Below are 17020 nucleotides of genomic sequence, written 5' to 3' on the forward strand. Positions count from 1 at the left end.
CATCCCGCCCGTGACAAGACCGTGACCCTTGACTAAATGATCAATCGTATTTACGGCCGGTAGTGGACGACAGCCGCGCGACCAGGCCGCGGGGCAGGAGGCGGCCGACGCCGACGAGGGCCTTGTACTGCGGGCCCGGGATGCTGACCTGGACGCCGCGGCGCAGGTCGCGCAGCGCGGCGTCCACGACGTCGCCCTTGTCCAGCCACATGAAGCCAGGGACGTCCGACATGTCCATCTGGGCGCGGTCGTGGAACTCGGTGCGCACGAAACCGGGGCACAGCGCCATCACGCGGACCCTGCCCCGCGACCGCGCGTCGATGTCGGACGCGACGCCCTGGCTGAAGCTCACCACCCAGGCCTTGGACGCCCCGTAGGTGCCCCGCGTCGCGAACGCCGCGGCGGAGGAGACGTTGATGACGCCGCCGCGCCCCCGCTCCAGCATCCCGGGCACGGCGGCGTGCGTGAGCCGCAGCACGGCCTCGCAGTGCACCTTGAGCATGGTCAGCTCGTCCGACACGGGGACGTCGAGGAACACGCCCTTGTTGCCGAAGCCGGCGTTGTTGACGAGCAGGTCGACGCCGTCGCGGACGCGTTTCTCCGCCGCCGCGAGACCCTCCTCGGCGGACAGGTCCGCGGGCAGCGCCTCGGCGCGGACGCCGTACTTCTCGCGCAGCTCCGCGGCGGTGCGCTCCAGGCGCTCCGCGTCGCGGGCCAGCAGGACCAGGTCGAACCCGTCGGAGGCGAGGCGGCGGGCGAAGGCGGCACCGATCCCCGCGGTCGCGCCGGTGATGAAGGCGGTCGGCATGGCACAGAGCCTAGGCCGCCGCCGGGCTCACCGGGACGCGGCGCGGCGCGCGCGGAAGTGCCGCGGGTCGGGCCGCCGGGTCGCGTTGCGGTAGGCGAAGGTGTAGCCGGGCCAGTTGTTCACGACCTTGCCGTCGGCGGTCATGTACCAGCTCCGGCAGCCCTCCTGCCACACGGTCGCGCGCATCCGCTCCTGCATCTCGCGGGTGAAGGCGTCCTGCACGTCCGGCTTCACGTCGATCCAGTCGAGGCGGGCGCGGCGCAGCGCGTCCACGCAGCCGAGGACGTAGCGGATCTGCGACTCCAGCATGTAGATGATCGAGTTGTGGCCGAGGTTGGTGTACGGGCCGTAGAGCAGGAACAGGTTCGGGAAGCCGCTGACCGTGATGCCGAGGTGCGCCTGCGCGCCGTCGCGCCACGCCTCGTTCAGCTCCCGCCCGTCCCGCCCGACGATCTTCATGGGGGAGAGGAACTCGGTGGAACGGAACCCGGTCGCGTACACGATGACGTCCACCTCGTACGCGCGGTCCGCCGTCTCGATCCCGGACGGCGTGACGCGCTCGATCGGGGCCGTGACGAGGTCGACGTGCGGCAGGCTCAGCGCCGGGTAGTAGTCGCCGGACAGCAGGATCCGCTTGCAGCCCATCCGGTAGCCGGGGACGAGTTCGGCGCGGAGCCCGGGGTCGCCGACCTGCTCCGCCAGGTGCTGCCGGAAGGCGCGCTCCATGAGCCCCATCAGCTTCGGGTACCGGATGAATCCGAGGGCCCGCGCCTCCAGCAGCGCGTAGATCCGGGCGCGGCTCAGCGCGTAGAGCCCCGGCACCGTCCGCAGGACGGCGCGCTCCCACGCCCGGTACGGCTTGTCGGGCTTGTCGATCACGTACGGTGCGGAGCGCTGGAAGAGCCGCAGCTCCGCCGCCTCCTTCGCGATCTCCGGGACGATCTGGATCGCGCTCGCCCCGGTCCCGACCACCGCGACGCGCTTGCCGCGCAGGTCGACGCCGTGGTCCCAGCGCGAGGAGTGGAAGGCGGGGCCGGCGAACGAGTCGCGTCCCTCGATCGGCGGCAGCTCGGCCCGGTTGAGCTGCCCGCATGCCGAGACCAGGACCCGGGCGTCCAGGGTGCCGGACGTCGTGGAGATCCGCCACAGCGCGGCGTCCTCGTCGAACCGCGCCTCGGTGACCTCGGTGCCGAACCGGATCGTGTCGAGCACGCGGTACTTGCGGGCGCAGTGCCACAGGTACTCCAGGATCTCCCGCTGCGGCGGGAACCGGCGCGACCAGTCGGTCTTGCGCTCGAACGAGAACGAGTACAGGTGGGAGGGGATGTCGCAGGCCGCGCCCGGGTAGGTGTTGTCCCGCCAGGTGCCGCCGAGCCCGTCGGCCTTCTCCAGGACCACCACGTCGTGGACGCCCGCCTCCCGCAGCCGGATCGCCATCCCGAGGCCGCCGAAACCGCTTCCGATGATCACCACGCTGTGCGTCATGGCCCGTCCCGAATGTGATTCTGTATCGATGCTCCCCGAGCGTAGGTGACCATGAGGTCACTGAACAGATGCCGGAATCGCAGGTTTTTGTCGGTCGCTCCTGCCAGCATCCGGCCATGCTGTACGACACGCTCGCCGCCGCGGCACGCCAGAACGACGGCCTGGACGACGTCCGGCTGGCCGCCCTCGGCCGCGCCCGCCCGCTGCTCGACCTCCTCGACGGCCGGCCGCGGATCGAGACGGAGATCCGGAAGTGGCTCGACGAGCGCCCGGAGGAGGACGTCAGGGCCGCGGTCGTCGCCCTCACACTGGCCGTGGCCCCGAGCGTGCACGGCGATTGGTACCCGCACCGGGCGACCATGCTGCAGCACATCTCGGCGACGGACGGCTGGACGCCGGACGAGGCCGAGGTCATGCTCCAGCGCGCACGCGCCTTCGCACATGACGGCTACCTGTTCGCCGAGGCCCTGGACGTGGCGCTGGCGGTCGTCGAGCGGCTCGACACCGGAGGCGTCCGCGCGCTCGCCGCCCGCCTGAAGCGCGTCAACGCCCGGTTCGCGAGGGCCGACGCGGCGATCGGGTACCGCGCCCCGATCGCCAAGCGACTGCGCGAGCTGCTGGGGACCGCGGACGAGGCGCACCTCCCGGACGGCCTGCTGCCCGTGCGGGACGCGTGGGCCGCGCCGCTGCGCGACCTCGTGACGGCCGCGCCGACCGTCGCGCGGGCCCGGTTCGTCCGGCATCTGGCGAGCCTGTCCGCGCCGCGCCCGTCCCAGAAGTGGCGGCGCGCGTGCGTCGCCCTCGCGGACGAGGCGTCCGCCCGGGACGCCGTCGCCGGCTGCCTGCGAGCGCTCGTCGAGGACGAGCCGCTGAACTCGGCGGAGCACGGCCCGCACGCCGACTGGGTCCCCGGCAACCACACCTACCGGTACCTCGTCCACCAGGACCACGGCGACGTCGCACGCGGCATCGTCTGGGCGGCGGCGCTGACCGGTGGTCCCGGGGCGACCAGGCCGCTCGCCGCGCTCGCCCTGCGCGCCGGTGCGCCCGGCCACATCCTCGCCGAGGACCTCAAGCTCGCGGGCGCGGGGATCAACGCCCTCGGCGCGATCGACGACCCCGGCGCGCTGGAGGCGCTGCGGGACCTGCACGCGAGGATCAAGCACCGGGCGCTGCGCAAGCAGATCGGCACCGCGCTGCGGTCCGCCGCCGAGCGGCAGGGCATCACGCCGGAGCAGCTGATCGAGCGCACCGTCCCGTCTCACGGCCTGCGCCCGGACGGCTCGGTGGAGCGTGTGCTCGGCGAGCACAGGGCCCGCGTCTCGATCGAGGACGCGGCGACCGTCCGGCTCACCTTCACCGGCGCGAACGGCCGCGCCTCCAAGACGGCACCGGCGGCGGTCAAGGACGGCTTCCCCGACGAGCTGAAAGGGCTGAAGGGCCTCGCCAAGGAGGTCCGGGGGACGCTGTCGACCGAGCGGGCCCGCATCGAAGGGCTGATGTCGGAAGACCGCGTCTGGCCCTATGACGAGTGGTGCGAGTACTACCGCGACCATCCGGTCACCGGGGCGATCGTCCGCGGCCTCATCTGGGAGTTCGAGGATGAGGACGGCGTGTGGCACGCGTCGATGACGGACCCCGCCGGCACCCCGGCGCGCGTGCGGCTCTGGCACCCCATCCGCGTGGCGACGGACGAGGTCCGGGCCTGGCGGGAGCGCGTGATGGACGAGCAGATCCGGCAGCCCTTCAAGCAGGCGTTCCGCGAGATCTACCTCCTCACCCCCGCCGAGGAGGAGACGAACGTCTACTCCAACCGGTTCGCCGCGCACATCGTCCACTACCGGCGGCTGTACGCGCTGTTCAAGGAGCGCGGCTGGCAGGCGAACTTCCTCGGCCGGTACGACGGCGGCTACAACGGCGAGGCGCGCCGCGAGCTCGGCGGCGGCGCCTGGCGCGCGTGCTTCTACCACGAGCCGTTGGAGCACGCCGACCGGGGACCGGAGCACGCCACGACCGACCAGGTCCGGTTCGAGCGCAGGGACGGCCGGCGCTGGCAGGAGACGCCCGTCGCCGGCGTCCCGCCGGTCGTGTTCAGCGAGGCCATGCGGGACGTCGACCTGTTCGTCGCCGTCACCTCCATCGCCGCCGACCCCGAATGGGCCGACCGCGGCGAGGACCTCTACACCGCCTACTGGAGGGAGACGACGTTCGGCGCCCTGACGGCGAGCGCGGAGGTCCGCCGGGCGGCGCTGGAGCGCATCCTGCCCCGCACGAAGATCGCGGACCGCTGCTCCCTCGACGGCCGCTACCTGGTCGTCCGCGGCCGGCTGCGCACCTACCGGATCCATCTCGGCTCGGCGAACGTCCTGATGGACAACGACGGCTCCTACCTGTGCATCGTGAAGGCCCAGGGTCGCAAGGGCCCGGGGACGCTGTACCTCCCGTTCGAGGACGAGCGGCTCTCGCTCATCCTCAGCAAGGCGTTCCTCCTCGCCGCCGACCACACGATCACCGACGCGACGATCCTGACCCAGATCAAGCGCTGATCAGCCGAACCGTCCCGGCGCCGACGGCGCCTTCTGGAAAGATCACCTCATGTCCGACGACCTCCGGGCGCACCAGGACGCGCCCAACGCACCGCGCCGCGGCATCCCACCGGCGGAGCCGGCCGAGAGCGGCGTGCCCGCGCACGGCCTCGGCCGGGACGGCACGCTCGTCCGCGACGTCGGCGGCTACCAGGCGGTCCTCGCGATCACCGACCCGCTGACCGTCCGGCTCGCGTTCATCGGCGCGGACGGGCACCCGCTGCCGACCGTGCCGGGCGCGCTCAAGGTGGTGTTCGCGGCGCAGGTCAAGGAGCTGAAGACGCTGATGCGGCAGGTTCGGGCGACGCTCGCCGCCGAGCGCACGCGGGTCGAGGCGCTGATGGCGGTCGAGCGCACCTGGCCGTACGCGCGGTGGTGCCGGCACCACCGCGACCATCCGGTCACCGGCATGGTCGCGCGCGGCCTGGTCTGGGAGTTCGAGACGCCGGACGGCCTCTGGCGGGCCGCCACCCCCGGCGAGGACGTGCTGGTGACCGTGGACGGCCGCGCGCTGCCCGTACCGGCCGCCGGGGCGCGGGTCCGGCTGTGGCATCCGGCGCGGGCGTTCCCGGGCGCGGTCCGGGCCTGGCGCGACTTCGTGACCGGCAACCGGATGACGCAGTCGTTCCCGCAGGCCTTCCGCGAGACCTACCGGGCCGGGGCACCCGGAGCCGCCGCGGAGCCGCGCGGCGCCGGCCCCCTCGACGGCGAGATCCGCCGCGTCCTCGCCGAGGGAGGGTGGCGGGTCGGCCGCCACCCCGGGCGCGGCGGCGTGCGGTTCGAGCGGCGGGTCGCCGGCCGCTGGCGGGAGACGGCGCCGGCGGACGTGCCGCCGCTGGTGTTCAGCGAGGGGATGCGGGAGGCCGACCTGTTCCTGCGGGTGGCCCCGGACACCGGGCAGGAACCGTCCGGCGGGCTTCCGGCGAGCGCCGAGATCCGCGGCGACGTGCTGCGCCGGGTCCTGCCCGGCACGCGGATCGCCGGCCGCTGCGCGGTCGACGGCCGGTTCCTCGTGGTCCGCGGCGGGCTGCGCACCTACCGGATCCACCTGGCGACCGGGGACGTGCTGATGGAGCCCGGCAACGACCGGCTGCGCGTCGAGCCGGTCCGCCGGCCGCGGCGGAAGGGCCTGTTCCTGCCGGTCGAGGACGAGCTGCTGACGCGGATCCTCGGCACCGCGTTCCTGCTGGCCGCCGACCACAAGATCACCGACGAGACCGTCCTGCGGCAGATCAAGAAGGGTGCCTGATGGACCTGACCGCCCGGCTCCTGCGCGCCATGACCGACCCGGCGCCGGAGGACGAGGAGTTCCGCACCTGGGACCCGGGCCTGGACCGGCTCTCCGACGAGGACCTCGGCACGCTCATGCCGGCCGCCTACGCGGTCGGCCGCGGGAAGCCGTTCGTGTCGACCTCGGTCCGGTTCCGGGTCGAGGACGAGGCCAAGCGGCGCCAGCCGCGCTACACGCCGGAGGCGTGCGAGCGGATGTTCGCCAGCCTCGTCGCGGGGCTGGAGACGCGCAGGTGGGCCGACCTGACCCTGGGCGCGGGGGCGCTGCTGCGCTGCACCGGCCCGTGGCCGGACGTCTCCGCCCCTGCCCGCACGCTGGTCGGGTTCCGCCTGGACGCCGACCGCACCGACCAGCCGTTCGCGCTCCTCGCGGTCGCCGGGCTCGCGGGCGACGACGTCCTGCGCACGACCGCGAAGCGGCTCCGCGACCTCAAAGCGGGCCCGATCGCGCTGGACGAGCTCGACGTCGTCGTCGGGCTCGGCGCGCGGGAGCGGGTCCTGCTCACCGAGCTCGACCATGCCCACTCCTACACCTCCCCGCCGCCGCTCCCCGACGTGTGGGAGCGCGTCGCGGAGATCCCCGCCTGCGTAGCGTTCGCCCGCCGCGCCCTTGAGGCCGCCGCGGACCGGGCCCGCGCGATCCAGGCCGGCGAGGTGCCCTACCGCGCGGACAAGGCGTTCACGTCCGACGAGGTGGCGACCCTCGGCCGGGCCGCGCGCCTGATGCTGATGCGGGACGAGCCGTGGCTCCCCGCCTTCTTCGACCGCGTCCTCCCCGACATCTGCGTCGCGCCGACCGAGGCGAAGTCGCTGCCGTCGCAGGGCCTGCTGTACGAGATCGCGCGGGCGGCGCAGGACTTCCCGGCCCCGGAGCTGGTCACCGCGCTCCGGACCGTCCGCGGGGCCGTCCGGCACAAGGGCGTGCCCAAACAGCTCGACAAGATGCTGAAGAAGATCGAGGCGGCGCTCGCGGAGCGCACCGAGGTCGCGCTGCGGCTTCCCGACCTCGGCTTCGACGCCGACGGCGTCCTGCGCCGCGAGCTGTCCGGCCACACGGCCGTCGTCTCCGTCGCCGAGGGCAAGGCGGCGCTGGCCTTCGAGAAGGACGGCACGACGCTGAAGAGCGTCCCCGCGGCCGTCCGCCGCGACCACAAGGGCGAGGTCAAGGAGTTGCGCGACCTGGTCAAACGCGTCGACGCCCAGCTCGCCACGCTCGCGCGGGCGCTGGAGGGCGGCTTCACCGTCGACGCGGCCCGCCCGTTCGGCGAGTGGCGCGACACGCTGGTCCGGCACCCGATCGCCGGGCCGGTGGTGCGCGCCCTGATCTGGCGGATCGAGGTCGCCCCCGGCGAGCTGCGGGACGTCCTTCCGGCCGCCGGCGACCTCCCGGGCGCCCCCGACGACGCTCCCGTCCGGCTGTGGCACCCGATCGGGGCGTCGCCGGACGAGGTGCGGGCCTGGCGCGACCTCCTCGTCGACCGGCGGATCCGGCAGCCGTTCAAGCAGGCGTTCCGCGAGATCTACCTGCTCACCCCGGCCGAGGAGGAGACCCGGACCCACTCCAACCGCTTCGCCGCGCACCTCGTCCACTACCGGCGGATGTTCGCGCTGTTCCGGGCCCGCGGCTGGACCAGCCGCCTGCTCGGCCCGTGGGACGGCGGCGGCTCGGACGAGGCGATGCGGACGCTGGCGGCGGGGGAGTGGCGGGTGCGCTTCTCGCACGTCCTCGCCGACTGGGCCGGCGAGCAGGAGATCGCCGGGACGAACCGGGTCGTGTTCGACCGCCGCGCCGACGGCGCCTGGCGGGAGGCGCCGCTCGCGGACGTCCCCCCGCTGGTGCTGAGCGAGGCGATGCGCGACGTCGACCTGTTCGTCGGCGTCACCTCGATCGCCGCGGACCCCATGTGGGAGGACGGCGAGGCGCACGAGTACTGGGTGCGCGCGTGGTACGCGGACTTCGGCGAGTCCACGCGGACGCGCACGGACGCTCTGGAGCGCATCCTGCCCAAGACCAAGATCGCCGACCGCTGCACGATCGACGGGCGCCACCTGGTCGTCAAGGGCGAGCTGCGCACCTACAAGATCCACCTCGGCTCGGCGAACATCGTGATGGAGCCGGACGACGCGTTCCTGTGCATCGTCCCCGAGCGCCGCACGTCCGCCGCCAAGGTCTTCCTGCCGTTCGAGGACGAGCGGCTCTCCCTCATCCTGAGCAAGGCGTTCCTGCTCGCCGCCGACGACAGGATCGGCGACGAGTCCATCCTGTCGCAGATCAAGCGAGGTGCGTGATGGCCGAGGTGACGTTCCGGGACGAGACGGCGACCGGCGCGCCGGTCGCCGAGTTCCAGGTGGCGGGGCTGCCGGCGCGGATGACGGCCCGGGAGCTGATCCGGCTCCGGGTCCGCGAGGAGGTCGCCCGGCACAACGCGCGGCCGTCCGACCGGTTCACCGGCCTCGTCCGCCCCGACGACGCCGAGGCGGAGCTGAACGGCTACCGGCTGCGCGAGGCCCGCCGCATCGACTGGGAGCGGCAGGCCGACATCGCCGAGCGCGCGTTCCTGCGCAACGGGTTCTTCATGCTCGCCGGCGACCGGCAGGTGGAGGACCTCGACGAGGAGATCGACCTCGGCGCGGACCCCGACCTGGTCTTCGTCAAGCTGGTCCCGCTGGCCGGCGGCTGACCCCGGCCGCTCCGAATCTGAGCCGGTCTGAGCGTCAGCTGATCAGGCCGTACTCCTTGGCGCGCAGGCCCGCCTGGAAGCGGGAGCCGGCGTTCAGCAGGGTGAGGATCTCCGCGACGCGGCGCCGGTAGGTGCGCAGCGACATGCCGAGCCGGCGCGCCGCGGCCTCGTCCTTCAGCCCGCCGCCGAGCAGCCGCAGGATGGCCCGGCTCTCCTCGCTCAGCGAGGGCGGCCGGTCGCGCCGGTAGTCGGCGAGGTCGGCCGCCTTGTCCCACGTCGCCCAGAACAGCGACACGACGCCCTTCACGACGCCCGGCGACCGGACGACCGTGTACTCGCGGACGCCGGCCTCGGGCGGTCCCGCGAGGATCGCCACCCGCCGGTCCACGATGATCGTCTCGTGCGGGAGCGGCGCGGTGCAGATCCGCACCCGGGCCCCGCCGCCCGCCAGCTCCAGCAGGTGCCGCTCGGACTCCTCGTCCGCGAGCGCCGCCGGGTTGTAGAGCTTGTAGGCGTCCGGTCCGGGGCGGAGCCTGCGCCGCTCGGCGACGATCCGCTCCCGGAACCCCGGCAGGGCCCAGGTGTTCAGGTCCGTCGCGGCGCAGGCGAACTCCTCGCTCGCGAAGAACAGCGGCCCGGCGCGCTCGGCCAGCTCCGCCTCGCCGCGCAGCACGACATTCCGGTCCAGATCAACGCTCATCACCCCTCAGTCTGCCACGCGCCCGCCAAGGCGCCGCGCTGGCAGCAACCTGCCAGCCGCTCGTCCCGGACGGGGCGCCGCAGCACAGTGGGCCGCATGACACAGCATTTCGATCTCGGTGGGGACCTGCGGATCAACCGGATGGGCTTCGGCGCGATGCGGCTGCCCGCGAGCGGTCTGGACGTCCCGCCGAACGACCGCGAGACGGGCCTGAAGATCCTGCGCCGGGCGGTCGAGCTGGGCGTGGACCACATCGACACCGCCGCGTTCTACTACCACCCGGACGGCCCGGCGGCGAACGAGCTGATCCGCGCGGCGCTCGCCCCCTACCCGCCCGGCCTCGTCATCGCCACGAAGGTGGGCCCGTACCGGGGGCCGGGCGACCCGTACCCGTCGGGGCAGCTCGAGACGTCCCGGCTGCGCTCGGAGGTGGAGCGGAACCTGACCGAGCTGGGACTCGACCGGCTCGACCTCGTCTACCTGCGTCCGGGCGGCCTGGAGGCGCCGTCGGACGAGCCGATCGGCGAGCGCTTCGAGGTCCTCGCCGGGCTGCGGGAGGAGGGGCTCATCCGGCACCTGGGGCTGAGCCACGTGACCGGGGCCCAGCTGGACGAGGCCCGGAGGATCGCGCCCGTCGCCGCCGTCCAGAACCGGTTCGACGTGACGCAGCCGCAGGACACCGCGCTTCTGGCGGTGTGCGAGCGCGAGCACATCGCCTACGCGCCCTACTTCCCGCTCGGCGGCTTCGGCATCCCCGACGACGCGCGCGTCCGCGCGATCGCCGGCCGGCACGGCGCGACCGTCGCGCAGGTCCTCCTCGCGGGCCTGCTCGCCCTCTCGCCGGTGATGCTGGCGATCCCCGGCACCGGCTCCCCGGACCACCTGGAGGAGAACACCGCCGCCGCGGGGCTGGCCCTCACCCCGGAGGACCTCGCGGCCCTGAAACGCTGATGGCCGCGCCGCGATCGGGGCGGACCCTCTACCCTGAACAGGTTTGGGATCAGGGGGCGAGGATGTCGACGACGCGGCTGCTGGTACTCGGCGGAGTGCGGCGGTTCGGGCGGGCCCACGGGTACGAGGTCCGCAGGGAGCTCATCTCGTGGGGCTCGGACGAGTGGGCCCATGTGAATCCGGGCTCGATCTACCACGCGCTCAGGCAGCTGGCCAAGGAGGGCCTGCTGCGGGCGCACGACGTGGAGGAGAGCGAGGCCGGGCCGCCGCACACCGACTACGAGATCACCGACGCCGGCCGGGCCGAGTTCTTCCGGCTGCTGCGCTGCGCGATCTCCGCGGTCGACGTCCGGCACCCGGAGATGCTCACGGCCGGGCTCGGATTCCTCACCGAGCTGCCGCGCGCCGAGGCGGTCGCGCTGCTGCGCGAGCGGCTGGACGGCCTCGCCCGCTGGCGCGCGTCCATCGCCCCGCCCCAGGACGAGCAGGACCCCTCGGACCACCTGCGCGAGCTGCTCGGCTGGTGGGTGCACTCCGCCGACTCCGCCGCCGTGTGGACGCGCGGCGTGATCGAACGGCTGGAGGCGGGCGCCTACGTGATGGCGGACGAGGCCCCGCCGCGCCCCTGAGCCCGGTCAGGTGTCGGTGAACGTGCGCGGAACGATCACCCGCAGCGCGTTGCCGCGCAGCTTGATCGAGACCGGGGTGCGGCCGCGGATCTCGCCGTCCACGTCCACCCGCAGCGGCGGGTCGGTCTCGATCTCGACCTCCGCGGTGGTGAGGAACGCGTCCTCGGCGAGGCTCCGCCACTGCCCGGTGAGGACGTGCCGGGCCGTCGCCGACGCCAGCCGCAGCCGCCGCTCGTCGCCCAGCCGGTAGACGGCCAGCAGCCGGTCGTCGGGGCTGGCGTCGCGGGCGATGCGCTGCCCGCTGTGGTGCGCGCCGTTGGCGATGTTCAGCTGGTGCGTGGGCAGCTCGCGGACCTCGTCGCCGATCCGGATCCGGGCGGTGAACGCCTCGTGCCGGGGCAGCAGCCGCGCCGCCGTCAGCGCGTACGCGGGCCGGCCGAGGAACCGCTTGAGGGTGTGCGGGACATGCCCGGCGACCTCGACCGACAGGCCGAGGCTGACCATGTTCGCGAAGATGTGCTCGCGGTCGGCGCCGGGCCCCTCGCCCTGCGGGTCGCCGGTGGACTCGAACCAGCCGACGTCCACGTCCGCGACCTTCCCGCCGCCCGGCCGGCCGAGGGCGAGCGTCGCGACCGCGCCGGGCAGGTCCAGCGGCAGCTCCAGGCTGCGGGCGAAGTTGTTGGTGGTGCCGAGCGGCAGCACGCCGAGCGCGATGTCACGGTGCGCCAGGTGCCCGACCGCCTCGGCGATCGTGCCGTCCCCGCCGCCGACCACGACCAGGTCGGGCTCCAGCGCCAGGATGTCGGCGAACAGCTCGCGCAGCCGGCTCGGGTCGGTCACCGGGAAGACGTGCGGGAACTCCAGCCCCGCCTCGCGCAGCAGCCGGCGGGCCGCGCCGTAGCGCCGGCGGCCCCGGCGCGAGCGGGAGTTGATCACCAGGACGGCGCGGCCACCGCCCGCGATCGCGGACTCCAGCTCCGCCTTGCTCCGCATCCCGACGCTCCGCATCCGACCGGTCGCCCCCTTCACGGCATGACTGTCCACGATGGACCGAAACCCGGCCCGGCACTTTATAAACCGATTACACAGCGTTGAAACATGGTCGTCGGCGGGAACCCTTATATCAGGCGAACATCTGAATGACCGGGGCGTGACCATGCGGCTGCGGGGCTGGGCGGGAGCGGGACTCATCGTGGCGGTCGCCGGGCTGACGGCGTCCATCGCCGCGGGCGGGACGGCCCCGCCCGGTGCCCCCGCCGACGACGGCGCGGCCGTGGTCGGCGAGCGCCGCCCCCGCCGCCGCGTGCTCGACCTGGCGATCCGCTCGCCCGTCCTGGAGGGCGTCGTGCACGCCCGCCTCCTGCTGCCCCGCGGCTGGTCGCGGGACGCCTCCCGCACCTGGCCGGTGCTCTGGCTCCTGCACGGGGCCGGCGCCGGCCGGGACGGCCACACCGTGTGGACCGACCACAGCGACATCGAGGAGCTCACCGAGGACGCCGACGTGATCGTCGTGATGCCGGACGGCGGTCCGTGCGGAAGCTACACCGACTGGTGGAACGGCGGCGACGGCGGCGCGCCCAAGTGGGAGACCTTCCACCTCGCCGAGCTCCGGCAGATCCTGGAGCGGGGGTACCGCGCCGGGCCCGACCGCGCGGTCGCCGGGAACGCGATGGGCGGCCTCGGCGCCCTGGCGTACGCGGCCCGGCACCGCGGCTACTTCCGGGCGGCGGCGTCGTTCAGCGGGCCCCTCCACACGCTGCACCGCGACCCGTGCGGGCTCGACGTCGCCGACCTGGTCGAGCTGGGCGTCGCGATCGGCGCGCCGTCCCTCGACTGGACCGACGTCTGGGGCGACCCGGACGAGCAGCGCGTCGTGTGGCGGCAGCACAACCCGTTCGACCTCGCGGGCCGGCTCGCGGGCGTCCGGGTGCACGTGAGCGCCGGCGACGGCCTGCCCGGCCCCTACGATCCGCGCCCCGCGGTCGGCACCGACACCCTGGAGATGCTCGCCCGCACCGTCTCCCTGGAGTTCGCCGGCAAGCTGAAGAAGCTCGGCATCCCGGTCACCACCCACTTCTACCGCGGCACGCACAGCTGGCCCTACTGGCGGCGCGAGCTGCGCGCGGCTCTGCCCGCCCTGCTCGCCGAGATCACCTGAGCTCCGGCTAGGGTCGAGGCGTGACCGAACCCCGTTCTGATTCCGCTGTCCCCGCGTTCTGGCGGGCGCTCGGGCTGCCCGGCATCATCGACGTCCACGTCCACTTCATGCCGCCGCGGCTGATGAGCGCCGTCTGGGGGTACTTCGACGAGGCGGGCCCGCTGATCGGCACCGAGTGGCCGATCCGCTACCGGGACTCGGAGGAGGAGCGGCTGGCGTTCCTGCGCGGCCTCGGCGTCCGCGCCTTCACCTCGCTGACCTACCCGCACCGGCCCGGGATGGCCGAGTCGCTCAACGACTGGACCGCCCAGTTCGCCGCCCGCGTCCCCGACTGCGTCCAGACCGCGACCTTCTACCCCGAGCCGGGAGTCGAGGACTACGTGCGCCGCGCCCTGGAGTCGGGCGCCCGCGTCGTCAAGGTCCACCTCCAGGTCGGCGGGTTCGACCCGCGCGTCAAGGAGCTGGACGCGGTGTGGGGGATGCTCGCCGAGGCCGGCGTGCCTGCCCTGGTGCACGCCGGGTCGGGCCCGGTCGCCAACGGCTACACCGGCCCCGGCCCGTTCGGCGAGGTGCTGGCCCGCCACCCGCGGCTCACCGCGATCGTCGCCCACCTGGGCGCGCCGGAGTTCGAGGGCTTCTTCGCCCTCGCCGGCCAGTACGAGGGCGTCCACCTCGACACGACGATGGTCTTCACCCGGTTCGCGGCGCTCGCCGAGTTCCCGGCCGCGCTCCTTCCCCGGCTGCGCGAGCTGGGCCTGGACGGGCGCGTCCTGCTCGGCACCGACTTCCCCAACATCCCCTACGAGTACGCGCACCAGCTGGAGTCGCTGGCCGCCCTGGACTTCGGCGACGACTGGATGCGCTCGGTCTGCTGGCACGGCCCCGCCCGCCTCTTCGGCCTGTCGTAGGGGCCGGGCGGGCCGTTTCACGGGTTTTCACGCGTGATACCTGGTCACCGTGGAGCCGGGCATGCCCGCCTTGACACGCGGCGCCGGCGCCGTGACCTTGGGAGCGCTCCCACGCAACCCGAGAGGATCCCCCATGTGTCCCGGAAGAGGAGAACGAGCATGACCGCGGCGCTGCGGCGCGGCCGCATCCTCCTGATCGTCCTGGCCGCCCTGCTGGCGCTGGTGTCCGTCCCCGCGGCGCCGGAGGCGGCGCGCGCCGCCGCGGGCACCGGGTACTGGCACACCAGCGGCCGGCAGCTGCTCGACGCGGAGGGCCGGGCGGTGCGGATGACGGGCATCAACTGGTTCGGCGCCGAGACGTCCAACTACACCCCGCACGGCCTCTGGTCGCGCGGCTACACGGACATGCTCGACCAGATCAGGAGCCTGGGCTACAACACGCTCCGGCTGCCGTACAGCAGCCAGCTGTTCGATCCGGGCAGCACGCCGAACAGCATCGACTACACCAAGAACCCGGACCTGCGGGGGCTCGACGGGCTGGGGATCCTCGACAAGATCGTCGACTACGCGGGACGGATCGGGCTCAAGGTCGTCCTCGACCGGCACCGCCCGGACTCCGGCGGGCAGTCCGCGCTCTGGTACACCGCCGCCTACCCCGAGTCGCGCTGGATCTCCGACTGGACGATGCTCGCCCGGCACTACGCGGGCGACACCACGGTCATCGGCGCCGACCTGCACAACGAGCCGCACTCCCCGGCCTGCTGGGGCTGCGGCGACATGGCCCGGGACTGGCGGCTCGCCGCCGAGCGGGCCGGCAACGCCATCCTGGCCGCCAACCCGAACTGGCTGATCATCGTCGAGGGCGTCAACGACCACGGAGGCGACAACTACTGGTGGGGCGGCAACCTCCAGGGCGCCGCCCAGGATCCGGTGCGGCTGGACGTCCCGAACCGGCTCGTCTACTCCGCGCACGACTACGCCACGTCGGTCTATCCGCAGCCGTGGTTCGACGACCCGTCCTTCCCGTCCAACATGGCCGGGATCTGGGACAAGAACTGGGGCCACCTCTACAAGAACGACGTCGCGCCCGTCCTGCTGGGCGAGTTCGGGACGACGCTGAGGGACCCGCGCGACCAGACCTGGCTGCGCACCCTGATGGCCTATCTCGGCGAGGGGACGGGCGGGATCTCGTTCACCTACTGGTCGTGGAACCCGAACTCCGGTGACACCGGTGGCATCCTCAACGACGACTGGACGACGGTGAACACGGCGAAGCAGGCCTACCTCGCCCCGTACCTGCTCGGCGCGGGCGACCCCGAGCGCGTCCCGGCCGCGGCGGCCTGACGGCGCTCCGCTAGTGATCGCAGGGCGCGCTGCCCGCGTGCTCGTGCGGCTCCCCGCCCTCCGCCACGTGGCGGGGGCCGTGCGGGTCGTCGCAGTGCCCCTGCGGTCCGCCGCCGTCGGGCTCGTCCACGTGGTCGACCTCCAGCGTCGTGTGCGTGATCCCGTACGAGGCGCGCAGCAGCTCCTGCAGGTCGCGGCGGACGGCGTGGCAGTCGCCCTGGATGTCGACGAGCACGTGCGCGGACAGCGCCGGGTAGCCGGAGCTGACCTCCCACACGTGCAGGTCGTGGACCTCCTCCACGCACGGGCGCTCCGCGAGCCGGGCGCCCAGCTCGGACGGGTCCATCCCGGCGGGCGCGGCCTCCATGAGCACCCGGCCGGCGTCCCGCAGCAGCCGGTATCCGGCCTTCAGCATCAGCGCCGCGACCACCAGCGAGGCGACCGCGTCGGCGCGGGCGAGGCCGGTCGTCCACACGACCAGGCCGGCGATCGCGGTCGCGATGAACGCGAACAGGTCGTTCAGGATGTGCTGGAACGCGCCCTCGACGTTCAGGCTCCGCCGGTCGGCCCGGCTGATCAGCACGGTCGCCGCGACGTTGACGGCGATGCCCGCGAGGGCCGTCCAGAAGACGAAGTGGCCTTCCACCGCGGGCGGCTCGATCAGCCGCCGGACGCCCTCGTAGACGAAGTAGACGGCGAGCAGGATCAGCGTCAGCCCGTTCAGCTGCGCGGAAAGGATCTCGGCGCGGCGCAGGCCGAAGGTGTAGCCGCCCTTCGGCGGGCGCGCGGCGATCCGCATCGCGACCAGTGCCAGCGCGATCGCGAACGCGTCCGTCATCATGTGCGCGGCGTCGGTGATCAGCGCGAGCGAGGAGGCGAGGAAGCCGATGACGACCTCGCCGGACATGTAGGCGAGGATCAGCACCAGCGCGCCCGTCAGCAGCCGCCGGTCGGCGCCCGCCGAGACGGCGTGCCCGTGTCCGTGCCCGTGCTCGCGGCCGTTCGACGCGGGGTTCCGGCCGGCGGTCATGGAGCCTCCTCCCCGTGGCCGACGTGCGTGAGGGCGAGGTCGAGCAGCATCCGGACGTGCGAGTCGTCCAGCCGGTAGTAGGCCATCCGGCCGGCCCGGCGGACCCGGACGACGCGGTTGGCGCGCAGCAGGCGCAGCGCGTGCGAGACCGCCGACTCCGAGTGCCCGCAGGCCGCCGCGATGTCGCACACGCACATCTCGCCCCCTTCGAGCAGTGCGGTGATCACCCGCAGCCGCCCGGGGTCGGACAGCAGCCCGAACACCTGCGCCACCTCGGTGACCGTCTCCGCGTCCGGCAGGGACGCGGAGACGACGGCGACCTTCTCGGCGTCGACCACGCGGACGGCGCAGGCGTCGGCGGGCGCCGCCGCGGACGTCCCGGCGGGCGCCTGCGCGGGCACGGCGGCCGCTACATCTGAAGCACTGCTCATATGTGCAATCTATCGCACGG

15 protein-coding genes are annotated in these 17020 nt (G+C 73.6%); 9 read left to right on the top strand and 6 right to left on the bottom strand.

The annotated features are described in order from the left end of the window. Positions 1-40: 40 nt before the first annotated feature. Together ABGB11_RS15175 and ABGB11_RS15180 are read right to left on the bottom strand one after the other, a co-directional pair. Positions 41-808, bottom strand: coding sequence for an SDR family oxidoreductase (locus ABGB11_RS15175; protein WP_347633055.1), 768 nt, complete (start codon positions 806-808; stop codon positions 41-43). Positions 809-835: 27 nt separating this feature from the next. After that, positions 836-2293, bottom strand: a complete 1458-nt coding sequence (locus tag ABGB11_RS15180; RefSeq protein WP_347633057.1) for an NAD(P)/FAD-dependent oxidoreductase — start codon at positions 2291-2293, stop codon at positions 836-838. A 116-nt stretch (positions 2294-2409) separates the two neighbouring features. Here ABGB11_RS15180 and ABGB11_RS15185 point away from each other — a divergent pair, with 116 nt between their 5' ends. The 4 genes from ABGB11_RS15185 to ABGB11_RS15200 are packed head-to-tail and all read left to right on the top strand — an operon-like array spanning position 2410 to position 8849. Then, on the top strand, positions 2410-4839 hold the full coding sequence (locus ABGB11_RS15185) for a DUF4132 domain-containing protein (RefSeq protein WP_347633059.1): 2430 nt from the start codon (positions 2410-2412) through the stop codon (positions 4837-4839). A 49-nt stretch (positions 4840-4888) separates the two neighbouring features. Continuing rightward, positions 4889-6127 (top strand): DUF4132 domain-containing protein, encoded by a 1239-nt coding sequence (locus tag ABGB11_RS15190; protein WP_347633061.1) that lies wholly within the window; start codon positions 4889-4891, stop codon positions 6125-6127. Then, entirely contained in the window at positions 6127-8457 is a 2331-nt protein-coding gene (locus ABGB11_RS15195) for a DUF4132 domain-containing protein (RefSeq protein WP_347633062.1), read from the top strand. Before ABGB11_RS15190 ends, ABGB11_RS15195 begins: the two co-directional genes overlap by 1 nt. Beyond that, positions 8457-8849 carry a hypothetical protein gene (locus tag ABGB11_RS15200; protein WP_347633064.1) on the top strand — a complete coding sequence of 131 codons (393 nt, stop codon included), beginning with the start codon at positions 8457-8459 and terminating at the stop codon, positions 8847-8849. Before ABGB11_RS15195 ends, ABGB11_RS15200 begins: the two co-directional genes overlap by 1 nt. A gap of 34 nt (positions 8850-8883) precedes the next feature. Here the strand turns inward: ABGB11_RS15200 and ABGB11_RS15205 are convergent, their stop codons facing one another. Further along, entirely contained in the window at positions 8884-9549 is a 666-nt protein-coding gene (locus tag ABGB11_RS15205) for a DNA-binding response regulator (protein WP_347633066.1), read from the bottom strand. A 96-nt stretch (positions 9550-9645) separates the two neighbouring features. On the opposite strand from ABGB11_RS15205, the gene ABGB11_RS15210 reads away from it, so the two are divergent. Next, positions 9646-10500 (top strand): aldo/keto reductase, encoded by an 855-nt coding sequence (locus ABGB11_RS15210; RefSeq protein WP_347633068.1) that lies wholly within the window; start codon positions 9646-9648, stop codon positions 10498-10500. A 62-nt stretch (positions 10501-10562) separates the two neighbouring features. Further along, positions 10563-11129, top strand: coding sequence for a PadR family transcriptional regulator (locus ABGB11_RS15215; protein WP_347633070.1), 567 nt, complete (start codon positions 10563-10565; stop codon positions 11127-11129). Between the two features lie 6 nt (positions 11130-11135). Here the strand turns inward: ABGB11_RS15215 and ABGB11_RS15220 are convergent, their stop codons facing one another. Beyond that, positions 11136-12122: a diacylglycerol kinase family protein gene (locus tag ABGB11_RS15220; RefSeq protein WP_347633072.1), complete on the bottom strand. Its 987-nt coding sequence runs from the start codon at positions 12120-12122 to the stop codon at positions 11136-11138. A gap of 163 nt (positions 12123-12285) precedes the next feature. Here ABGB11_RS15220 and ABGB11_RS15225 point away from each other — a divergent pair, with 163 nt between their 5' ends. From ABGB11_RS15225 to ABGB11_RS15235, 3 genes are all read left to right on the top strand, one after another. Continuing rightward, positions 12286-13287 (top strand): alpha/beta hydrolase family protein, encoded by a 1002-nt coding sequence (locus tag ABGB11_RS15225; protein ID WP_347633296.1) that lies wholly within the window; start codon positions 12286-12288, stop codon positions 13285-13287. A 20-nt stretch (positions 13288-13307) separates the two neighbouring features. Then, on the top strand, positions 13308-14195 hold the full coding sequence (locus tag ABGB11_RS15230) for an amidohydrolase family protein (protein ID WP_347633074.1): 888 nt from the start codon (positions 13308-13310) through the stop codon (positions 14193-14195). 159 nt (positions 14196-14354) lie between these two features. After that, complete coding sequence (locus ABGB11_RS15235; RefSeq protein WP_347633076.1) at positions 14355-15539, top strand: glycoside hydrolase family 5 protein; 1185 nt, start codon at positions 14355-14357, stop codon at positions 15537-15539. A gap of 10 nt (positions 15540-15549) precedes the next feature. Here ABGB11_RS15235 and ABGB11_RS15240 read toward each other — a convergent pair whose 3' ends face one another. Both ABGB11_RS15240 and ABGB11_RS15245 read right to left on the bottom strand, forming a co-directional pair. Beyond that, positions 15550-16569 carry a cation diffusion facilitator family transporter gene (locus ABGB11_RS15240; RefSeq protein ID WP_347633078.1) on the bottom strand — a complete coding sequence of 340 codons (1020 nt, stop codon included), beginning with the start codon at positions 16567-16569 and terminating at the stop codon, positions 15550-15552. Further along, a complete protein-coding gene (locus tag ABGB11_RS15245; protein WP_347633080.1) occupies positions 16566-17000 on the bottom strand; it encodes a metalloregulator ArsR/SmtB family transcription factor in 435 nt (144 codons plus the stop codon). Before ABGB11_RS15245 ends, ABGB11_RS15240 begins: the two co-directional genes overlap by 4 nt. Positions 17001-17020: the final 20 nt, after the last annotated feature.

The organism is Actinomadura sp. B10D3 (assembly GCF_039871695.1).
GTDB classification, from domain to species: domain Bacteria; phylum Actinomycetota; class Actinomycetes; order Streptosporangiales; family Streptosporangiaceae; genus Spirillospora; species Spirillospora madurae.

What these genes read in the sequence shown, in the direction of transcription:
- ABGB11_RS15180 (WP_347633057.1), bottom strand. Translation starts at nt 2,293, where the DNA reads ATGACGCACAGCGTGGTGATCATCGGAAGCGGTTTCGGCGGCCTCGGG.
- ABGB11_RS15205 (WP_347633066.1), bottom strand. Translation starts at nt 9,549, where the DNA reads ATGAGCGTTGATCTGGACCGGAATGTCGTGCTGCGCGGCGAGGCGGAG.
- ABGB11_RS15245 (WP_347633080.1), bottom strand. Translation starts at nt 17,000, where the DNA reads ATGAGCAGTGCTTCAGATGTAGCGGCCGCCGTGCCCGCGCAGGCGCCC.
- ABGB11_RS15195 (WP_347633062.1), top strand. Translation starts at nt 6,127, where the DNA reads ATGGACCTGACCGCCCGGCTCCTGCGCGCCATGACCGACCCGGCGCCG.
- ABGB11_RS15220 (WP_347633072.1), bottom strand. Translation starts at nt 12,122, where the DNA reads ATGCGGAGCAAGGCGGAGCTGGAGTCCGCGATCGCGGGCGGTGGCCGC.
- ABGB11_RS15185 (WP_347633059.1), top strand. Translation starts at nt 2,410, where the DNA reads ATGCTGTACGACACGCTCGCCGCCGCGGCACGCCAGAACGACGGCCTG.
- ABGB11_RS15210 (WP_347633068.1), top strand. Translation starts at nt 9,646, where the DNA reads ATGACACAGCATTTCGATCTCGGTGGGGACCTGCGGATCAACCGGATG.
- ABGB11_RS15190 (WP_347633061.1), top strand. Translation starts at nt 4,889, where the DNA reads ATGTCCGACGACCTCCGGGCGCACCAGGACGCGCCCAACGCACCGCGC.
- ABGB11_RS15215 (WP_347633070.1), top strand. Translation starts at nt 10,563, where the DNA reads ATGTCGACGACGCGGCTGCTGGTACTCGGCGGAGTGCGGCGGTTCGGG.
- ABGB11_RS15175 (WP_347633055.1), bottom strand. Translation starts at nt 808, where the DNA reads ATGCCGACCGCCTTCATCACCGGCGCGACCGCGGGGATCGGTGCCGCC.
- ABGB11_RS15235 (WP_347633076.1), top strand. Translation starts at nt 14,355, where the DNA reads ATGACCGCGGCGCTGCGGCGCGGCCGCATCCTCCTGATCGTCCTGGCC.
- ABGB11_RS15225 (WP_347633296.1), top strand. Translation starts at nt 12,286, where the DNA reads ATGCGGCTGCGGGGCTGGGCGGGAGCGGGACTCATCGTGGCGGTCGCC.
- ABGB11_RS15240 (WP_347633078.1), bottom strand. Translation starts at nt 16,569, where the DNA reads ATGACCGCCGGCCGGAACCCCGCGTCGAACGGCCGCGAGCACGGGCAC.
- ABGB11_RS15200 (WP_347633064.1), top strand. Translation starts at nt 8,457, where the DNA reads ATGGCCGAGGTGACGTTCCGGGACGAGACGGCGACCGGCGCGCCGGTC.